Annotated in this window: 6 protein-coding genes and 1 pseudogene; 4 read left to right on the forward strand and 3 right to left on the reverse strand. The window is 65.1% G+C overall.

Annotated features, from left to right (window positions below; genetic code table 11):
- Positions 1 to 8: 8 nt before the first annotated feature.
- From AC3IMC_RS20265 to arfA, 3 genes are read left to right on the forward strand one after another with little or no spacing between them, the layout of a single operon-like run.
- Positions 9 to 989, forward strand: coding sequence for a carbohydrate ABC transporter permease (locus AC3IMC_RS20265; protein WP_490920699.1), 981 nt, complete (start codon positions 9 to 11; stop codon positions 987 to 989).
- A gap of 2 nt (positions 990 to 991) precedes the next feature.
- Positions 992 to 1,888, forward strand: a complete 897-nt coding sequence (locus AC3IMC_RS20270) for a carbohydrate ABC transporter permease (RefSeq protein ID WP_490920700.1) — start codon at positions 992 to 994, stop codon at positions 1,886 to 1,888.
- Between the two features lie 54 nt (positions 1,889 to 1,942).
- On the forward strand, positions 1,943 to 3,481 hold the full coding sequence (arfA, locus tag AC3IMC_RS20275) for an arabinosylfuranosidase ArfA (protein WP_490920701.1): 1,539 nt from the start codon (positions 1,943 to 1,945) through the stop codon (positions 3,479 to 3,481).
- 55 nt (positions 3,482 to 3,536) lie between these two features.
- Here arfA and AC3IMC_RS20280 read toward each other — a convergent pair whose 3' ends face one another.
- A complete protein-coding gene (locus AC3IMC_RS20280) occupies positions 3,537 to 4,214 on the reverse strand; it encodes a Crp/Fnr family transcriptional regulator (RefSeq protein WP_013602309.1) in 678 nt (225 codons plus the stop codon).
- A gap of 196 nt (positions 4,215 to 4,410) precedes the next feature.
- Here AC3IMC_RS20280 and AC3IMC_RS20285 point away from each other — a divergent pair, with 196 nt between their 5' ends.
- Entirely contained in the window at positions 4,411 to 5,595 is a 1,185-nt protein-coding gene (locus AC3IMC_RS20285; protein ID WP_490920702.1) for a MarP family serine protease, read from the forward strand.
- Between the two features lie 4 nt (positions 5,596 to 5,599).
- Here the strand turns inward: AC3IMC_RS20285 and aroQ are convergent, their stop codons facing one another.
- Entirely contained in the window at positions 5,600 to 6,064 is a 465-nt protein-coding gene (gene aroQ, locus AC3IMC_RS20290; RefSeq protein ID WP_490920703.1) for a type II 3-dehydroquinate dehydratase, read from the reverse strand.
- Positions 6,065 to 6,199: 135 nt separating this feature from the next.
- Positions 6,200 to 6,368 (reverse strand): annotated as a pseudogene (locus AC3IMC_RS20295) (UDP-glucose 4-epimerase GalE); the annotation flags it as partial.

The following is a 6,368-nucleotide window of genomic DNA, read 5'->3' on the forward strand; positions in this document are numbered from 1 at the left end:
GAGTCCAAATGAGTTCCATAGCAACATCACACGACAGCGAGGGGCAGGCAGGTTCGTTGCCCGGGGTGCCCCGCCGGAATGTGTCCAACAGCGCGGGGCCAGGATCCGCGCGGTCCCGTTCCCAGGTGGGCAGGGACAACCTCAATGGGTGGGCGTTCGCCGCGCCGTTCCTGGCATTTTTCCTGGTCTTCCTGGTGTGGCCGCTCCTTTACGGGCTGTACATGAGCATGACCGGCAAGTCACTCACCGGCGCCAACGACAGCTTCATCGGCTTCGCCAACTATGCGGACGCCCTCGCCGATTCCGACATGTGGCGTTCGCTGGGCAACACCCTCTACTTCACCGTCATCAGCACCGTCCCGCTGGTGGTCGTCGCCCTGGTCATGGCGGCACTGGTTAATGTCGGGCTGCCGGCGCAATGGCTGTGGCGGCTTTCCTACTTCGCGCCATACCTGCTGGCTTCCACCGTCGTGTCCCTGTTCTTTACGTGGATGTACAACCCGCAGTTGGGCCTGATCAATGACTCCCTGGCCAAAATCGGCCTGCCGAAGGTGGCCTGGCTGAACGACCCCGGGGTGGCTATGTGGGCAATCGTGATCGCCACCCTGTGGTGGACGGTGGGTTTCAACTTCCTCCTCTACCTGGCGGCCATGCAGAACATCCCCGCCCAGCATTACGAGGCGGCGTCACTGGACGGTGCCGGCGCGTGGCGGCAGTTCTTCTCCATCACCTTGCCGCAACTGGCTCCCACCACCGTGATGATCGTGCTGCTCCAGATCCTGGCCTCGCTGAAGATCTTCGACCAGGTCTACCAAATGACAGCAGGAGGTCCCGGTGGCGCCACCAGGCCCGTGGTGCAGTACATCTTCGAAACCGGCTTCACCGGATACCGCCTGGGCTACTCCGCGGCCATCTCCTACATCTTCTTCGGACTGATCGTGGCTGTCTCGGTCATCCAGTTCCTCGTCACCCGTCGCAGGAGTGCATAGCCATGGCAACAGAAACCCTTGCCCGCCCCGTCACCTCCACTCCCACCTCTTCTGCTGGCCGGAAGGCCGGCCGCAGGATGACCCCGGGTCGGACCGCCGTCCTTGTGGTCGCCGCGCTCCTGGCCGTCCTCTGGCTGGTGCCCTTCGCCTGGGCAACCGTCACGGCGTTCAAGAGCGAGACGGAAGCTGCCTCGCGAAAGATCAGCTGGATCCCGCCGTCGGGCTTCACCGCTGACGCGTTCATCAAGGTATTCCAGGACGGCAACATCCCGCTCTGGACCTGGAATTCCCTGTACACCTCGGCGGCCATCACCGTCATCACGCTGGTCACTTCCGCACTGGTGGCCTACGCCCTGTCCCGCATCGACTTCCGGGGCAAGAAAGTCCTGATGACGGTGATCATCGCCTCCATCATCATTCCGCCGCCGGTGCTGATCATTCCGCTGTTCTACCAAATGGTGGCGCTGCACATGATCGACACCTCGTGGGCAATCATCCTGCCGCAGGTCATCCACCCCGCCATGGTGTTCGTCCTCAAGAAATTCTTCGACCAGATCCCGCGCGAACTCGAGGAGGCCGCCGTCATGGATGGTGCCAGCCGCATGCGGATCTTCCTGCAGGTGGTCCTGCCGCTGTCCCGCCCCATCATGGCCGCGGTTGCCATCTTCGTGTTCATCGGCGCCTGGAACAACTTCCTCTGGCCCTTCATCGCAACCAACGACGGATCCATCCTGACCCTCCCCGTGGGACTTCAGACCATCAAGAGCGCCTACGGCATCCAGTACGCGCAAAACATGGCATCTGCCCTGCTCGCCGCCCTGCCCCTGATCCTGGTCTTCCTGTTCTTCCAACGCCAGATCATCAAGGGCGTCGCGACGACGGGACTCGCCGGCACCTGAGGCCCCCTTCGCTTCCCGCCACGTACCAGTAGTACAACCAAGGAGATAGTTGACATGTCCCGCGCCAGAATTACCGTCGACCGCGACTTCACCAGCGGCGAAGTGCCGCGCCGGCTCTTCGGCTCCTTCGTGGAGCACATGGGCCGCTGCGTCTACACCGGCATTTACGAGCCTGGCCACCCTGAGGCCGATGACAAGGGCTTCCGCCAGGACGTCCTCAAGCTCGTCAAGGAGCTTGGAGCCACCGTCATCCGCTACCCCGGCGGGAACTTCGTTTCCGGGTACAACTGGGAGGACGGCATCGGGCCCCGGGAGGACCGGCCACGGCGGCTCGACGGCGCCTGGCACACCGTGGAAACCAATGCCTTCGGCCTCCACGAGTTTGTGGACTGGTCCCGCCAGGCGGGCACCGAGATCATGGAAGCGATCAACCTCGGAACCCGCGGGGTGGACGCCGCACGCGCCATCGTGGAGTACGCCAACCACCCGGGCGGCACCAGGCTCTCGGACCTGCGTGCAAAGAACGGCCACAAGGACCCGTTCAACATCAAGCTGTGGTGCCTGGGCAATGAGATGGATGGCCCGTGGCAGATCGGCCACAAGACTGCCGAAGAGTACGGCAGGCTTGCCCAGGAGGCGGCCAAGGCCATGCGTTACGTGGACCCTGACATCGAGCTGGTGGCCTGCGGAAGTTCCAATTCGCGCATGCCCACATTCGGCGACTGGGAGCAGACTGTCCTGACCCACACCTACAACGAGGTGGACTACGTCTCACTGCACGCCTACTACCACGAATACGATGGCGACGCGGGCAGCTTCCTCGCAAGCGCAGTGGATACCGATTACTTCATCGAATCAGTCATCGCCACTGCCGACGCCGTCCGCGCCAAAGGCAAGCACAAGAAGCACATCAACCTCTCCTTCGACGAATGGAACGTCTGGTACCAGCGCGGCCGGGACACCGAGGACCAGCTGCGGAACGTCGCCAAGGCGGGCTGGCGCGAGCACCCGCGACTCATCGAGGACAAGTACAACGTCACTGATGCGGTGGTGGTGGGGACCCTGCTGAACTCGCTGCTGCGCCACGGAGACAGGGTCAAGATCGCCAACCAGGCGCAGCTGGTCAACGTCATCGCCCCCATCTTCAGCGAGGAGAATGGACCGGCCTGGCGGCAAACCATCTTCCACCCCTTCTCCCGAATGGCGGAACTGGCGCAGGGCCAAATCTTGCGGTTGTCCGTTGACTCGGACAAGTACGAAAATGCGCGCTTCGGCGGCACCGACCTCGTGGATGTCAGCGCCACTTGGAACGAGGAGACGGGACGCGTGGCCCTGTTCCTTGCCAACCGCGGCCTGGAGGATGCCGCCGACGTGGAGGTTGCCCTGCGCGGCTTTGACGCCCGGCGCGTGGTCCGGGCGGAAGTCCTGGAAATTCCCGACGGCGGGGACCGCTTCAGCGTCAACAGCCAGCAGAGCCCGGACCGGGTAGGCCTGAAGCCGCTGGAGGGAGCGAAGGCGAGCGGGTCCGAGCTGCGGCTCAGCCTGCCTGCCCTGTCGTGGGCCGTCGTCGAACTGGACGTGGTGAAGAACTGATCCTGGCCAGGGCAAACAAAAAGGCCGCCCCTCGGGGCGGCCTTTTTGTTGGGGTTTAGCGGGAGCGCTGGCGGAGGCGCTGCATGTCCAGGATGACCACGGCGCGGGCTTCCAAGCGGAGCCAGCCGCGCTGCACGAACTCGGCCAGGGCCTTGTTGACGGTCTCGCGGGACGCGCCCACCAGCTGGGCGAGTTCCTCCTGGGTGAGTTCGTGTGCCACCAGGACGCCGTCGGTGGCCGGGCGGCCGAAACGGTCGGCCAGGTCCAGCAGCGCCTTGGCTACGCGGCCCGGAACGTCGGAGAAGACCAGGTCGGAGAGGGAATCGTTGGTGCGGCGCAGGCGGCGGGCCAGGGCCTGCAGCAGCTGGGCCGAGACCTCGGGACGGGTGCGCAGGAGGGTGTTCAGGCTCTCGTTCTTGAGCCCGGCCAACCGGGTCTCCGACACCGCGGTGGCGGTGGCGGTGCGTGGGCTGGGGTCGAACAGGGCCATCTCGCCGAAGAGCTCGCCCGGGCCAAGGATGGCAAGGAGGGACTCGCGGCCATCGGGGGAGGTGCGGCCGAGCTTCACCTTGCCGGAGACAATGAAGTAGAGCTGGTCGCCCTGGTCGCCCTCGCGGAACACCGACGCGCCACGGGAAAGGTCCACCTCGGTCAGCTCGTCCGTCAGCAGACGGAATGCGTCGTCGTCGAGCGTGGCGAAAAGGGGTGCTCGGCGCAGTACCTCGATGTCCATGAAATCTCCTGAGTAAAAGTATCGGCTGTGGCGCTTGTGCCATTGTTTCAGAATTTTCAAGGTTCTGTGACGAACTTGGCAGCCGAAACACCTGAAGAAAGCTGGATGAAGGGCCGCCGGAGGGGACGGAGGGAGCCCAGGGGACTGCCAGTGAGCGCCGATAGAATGGGGGTTCAACTGTTAATAAGGAGCCTTTGTGGTCGGCTTGACTGTCCTGGACATTGTCCTGATCCTGGCGCTGCTGTCATACCTGGTCTACGGCCTCCGCAATGGGTTCCTGGTCACCGTGGGCGGGCTCGTGGGCTTTGCCGCGGGTGCTGTCGCAGCCTTCTTCGCCGTTCCCCTGGTCAGCGGCTTCGTGGAGGATTCCGGCTGGAGGCTGACCGCCATCATCGCGGCCGCCGTCGTCCTGATGGCGCTGGGACATGGCCTGGGCACCATGGTGGGGCGGCAGCTGCGCGGGGTAGTGCGCATCCGGCCTCTGCGGGCAGTGGACCGCCTGGTGGGCGGGGCGCTGAACCTGGTGGTCTCCGCGCTGGTGATGTCCATGCTCGCGTTCAGCATCAGCTCCCTGGGTGTGCCCGTCATCTCGCAGCAGCTGGCAGAGTCCAGGGTGATCCGCTTCATTGACGGGCTGACTCCCACCCCCGTCAAGGCCACTATGGCTGAACTCCGCTCCACCGTGATTGGCAACGGGATCCCCACCCTGATCGAAGGCCTGGACCAGGGCCAGAGGGTGCAGGTGCCCAACACGAGCACCAATACGCCGGCCCTGAACAAGGCGGCGCAGTCCGTCCTGAGGATCGCGGGCACCGCGTACGAATGCGGCCAGAACCAGACCGGCACCGGGTTCGTGGTGTCCGAGGACAGGGTGGTCACCAACGCGCACGTCGTCGCCGGGGTTTCACAGCCCGTGGTGGAGATGCCCGACGGCGGGGCGATGCCCGGGCGCGTCGTCTACTTCGACACCCGGCACGATCTCGCGGTCCTGGCGGTGGACAACCTGCCGTCGCAGCCGTTGCCCCTGAGTTCCGACCTCCCCGGCGGCAGCCAGGCCGCGTTCGCCGGCTACCCGCACGGCGGCCCCTTCCAGTCCAAGCCGGCCACGGTGCAGGACATCGCCACAGTCCTGGTTCCGGACATCTACGGCAACAGCCCGGCACCGGAGGACATCTACCGGCTGGCGGGCGATGTCCAGCCGGGGAATTCCGGCGGCCCGCTGCTGACCCCTGAGGGCCAGGTGGCGGGGGTGATCTTCGCCAAGGCCACCTCCGACGCCGAAGTGGGGTTTGCCATCACCATGAACGACCTGAACCCGGTCGCGGAGCAGGCCCCCGCGTTGTCCGCAGCGGTCTCCTCCGGGCAATGCATCCAGAAGTAGCTGCCTAGAGGACGTCGGCCAGGTAGTCGATGGCCAGCCGGTACCCGGTGACCCCTGCTCCCACGATCACTGCCGCGCACACCGGGGACAGGTAGGAGTGGTGGCGGAATTCCTCGCGCTGGTGGACGTTGGTGATGTGCACCTCGACGGCGGGGAGCTGCACGGCGGCGAGGGCGTCACGCAGAGCCGCGGAAGTGTGCGTGAAGGCACCGGCGTTGATAACGATTCCCGCGGCGTTTTCCCGGGCGGCGTGGATGGCGTCCAGGAGGACGCCCTCGTGGTTGGACTGGACGCATTCCACCACGAAGCCGTGTTTCTCCGCGGCGGAAGCGGCGAGCTGTTCAACGTCGGCGAGGGTTGAGGTGCCGTACTTTTCCGGTTCGCGGGTCCCCAGGAGGTTCAGGTTGGGGCCGTTGATCACGAGGATGGTGCCGCGGCCGGCTTCGACGGCGGAGGAGGCTTCAGTCATGCCTGCAAATCTATCGGGTGCCCGGGCCGGCCGCGCATTCTTACGCAGCGGTGCGTGATGCCTTCGCCAGGTGTTTGGTCCCCATTGGCGTTGGTTGCTGGTCCGGGCTCGTCAGGCGCACCCCGGGGCCATGTCCTAATTCTTGTAGCCGTTCGGGTTGTTTTTCTGCCAGCGCCAGTGGTCCTCGCACATTTGGTCGACGGTTTTGGTGGTGGACCAGCCAAGGTCGGCGAGGGCTGAGGCGGCGTCTGCCCAGAACGCCGGAAGGTCCCCGGCGCGGCGGTCGGTGATCTCGTAGGGGATT

Source organism: Arthrobacter sp. E70, assembly GCF_058266945.1.